At 61.9% G+C, this 1,553-nt stretch carries 2 protein-coding genes; both read left to right on the top strand.

All coding sequences use genetic code 11. The features are described 5' to 3' along the window. Window positions 1-42 precede the first annotated feature (42 nt). Complete coding sequence (locus QCM77_RS45800; protein ID WP_279664756.1) at window positions 43-510, top strand: PH domain-containing protein; 468 nt, start codon at window positions 43-45, stop codon at window positions 508-510. Between the two features lie 14 nt (window positions 511-524). After that, a complete protein-coding gene (gene ubiG / locus QCM77_RS45795) occupies window positions 525-1,298 on the top strand; it encodes a bifunctional 2-polyprenyl-6-hydroxyphenol methylase/3-demethylubiquinol 3-O-methyltransferase UbiG (RefSeq protein ID WP_280097121.1) in 774 nt (257 codons plus the stop codon). Window positions 1,299-1,553 lie beyond the last annotated feature (255 nt).

Genomic DNA, 1,553 nt, shown 5'->3' with positions numbered 1-1,553 from the left:
TAAGCGACAGGGGCCAATCCGGGCAATGGGTTAATCGAGATTATGGCGCGCTATATCGACGAGATTCTCCAGCCCGGCGAGCGGGTGCTGTATTCGACCAATGCGCACTGGATCTTCTATTTTCCGGCCATCCTGGCCTGGATCGTGGCCCTGATCCTGTTCGTCCTGTCCCGGCAAACCATTGTCGAAGGGCTCGTGCTGCTCTGTCTCGTCGGGGCCGGCCTGGCGGCTCTGGGGGCGCTGTACTGGACCGTAAAGGCTTGGTTCCATCGCTGGACCACCGAGACCGATGTCACCAATCTCAGGGTTGTGCACAAGACCGGGTTCATCAAGCGCCGCACCTTCGAGATGGCGCTGGACAAGGTCGAGAGCGTCGATGTCGATCAGACCATTCTTGGACGAATTCTCAACTACGGCGACGTGACCATTCGTGGCGTCGGCGAAGGGATCGAGACCATCAAGACCATCGACTCGCCGCTCGCCTTCCGTAGTTCGATCACCACGCGGTAGGACCGCGCGTAACGATGAGCATGCAGCAAAATACTTCCGCAACCGACAGCGCCCAGCCGGGCTCAACCGTCGACGCCGCCGAGATCGCGAAATTCTCAAAACTCTCGGCCGAGTGGTGGAACCCCAACGGCAAGATGGCCCCGCTGCACCGGATCAATCCGCTGCGGCTCGGCTACATCCGCGACGCCGCCTGCCGCAAGTTCGAGCGCAACGTGCGCAGCCTCAACTGCCTCGGCGGCCTGCGCGTGCTCGACATCGGCTGCGGCGCCGGCCTGTTGTGCGAGCCGCTGTCGCGACTCGGCGCGCAGGTCATCGGCGTGGATCCGTCGGTCAGCAACATCGCCGCCGCAAAGCTGCACGCGGACAAGGCGCATCTGTCGATCGACTATCGCTGCACCACGATCGAAGAGATCGACCCGCGCGAGCGCTTCGACATCGTGCTGGCGATGGAAGTGGTCGAGCATGTCGTCGATGTCGGCGTTTTCCTGAAGCGCTGCGCGTCGATGCTGAAGCCGAACGGGCTGATGGTGGTCTCGACGCTGAACCGAAACTGGAAGAGCTTCGCGCTCGCTATCATCGGCGCCGAATACGTCCTGCGCTGGCTGCCGCGCGGCACCCACGAATGGAACAAGTTCGTCACCCCCGACGAGCTGACGAAATACCTGCTCGACAACCGCCTCGTCATCACCGAGCAGACCGGCGTCGTCTACAGCCCCTTCGCCGACAAATGGGCTCTCTCGTCGGACATGGACGTGAACTACATGGTGGTGGCCGAAGGCATGGTGTGAGGCCACGCCGCTTCCAAACATTCGGCGTCGTCCTGGCGAAAGCCAGGACCCATTACCCCAGGGAGAGGTTGTGGCGCGAGACCAATAACCACGGGTCATCGCAAAACCACTCCCTGGGGTAATGGGTCCTGGATCGGCGCTTCGCTTGTCCAGGACGACGATTGAGTTTGTGGCGAAAGCATCGCTCCTATGACGTGGGCGTGATTGACCTGCTTGAGTCCTGGCGGCACGTTGGCCGCAATCATTGGCCCTCCC

It is taken from the genome of Bradyrhizobium nivariense, assembly GCF_029846695.2.
Lineage (GTDB): Bacteria > Pseudomonadota > Alphaproteobacteria > Rhizobiales > Xanthobacteraceae > Bradyrhizobium.
The sequence above is the reverse complement of the archived record's forward strand: the minus strand, read 5'-3'. Positions and strand labels throughout refer to the sequence as shown.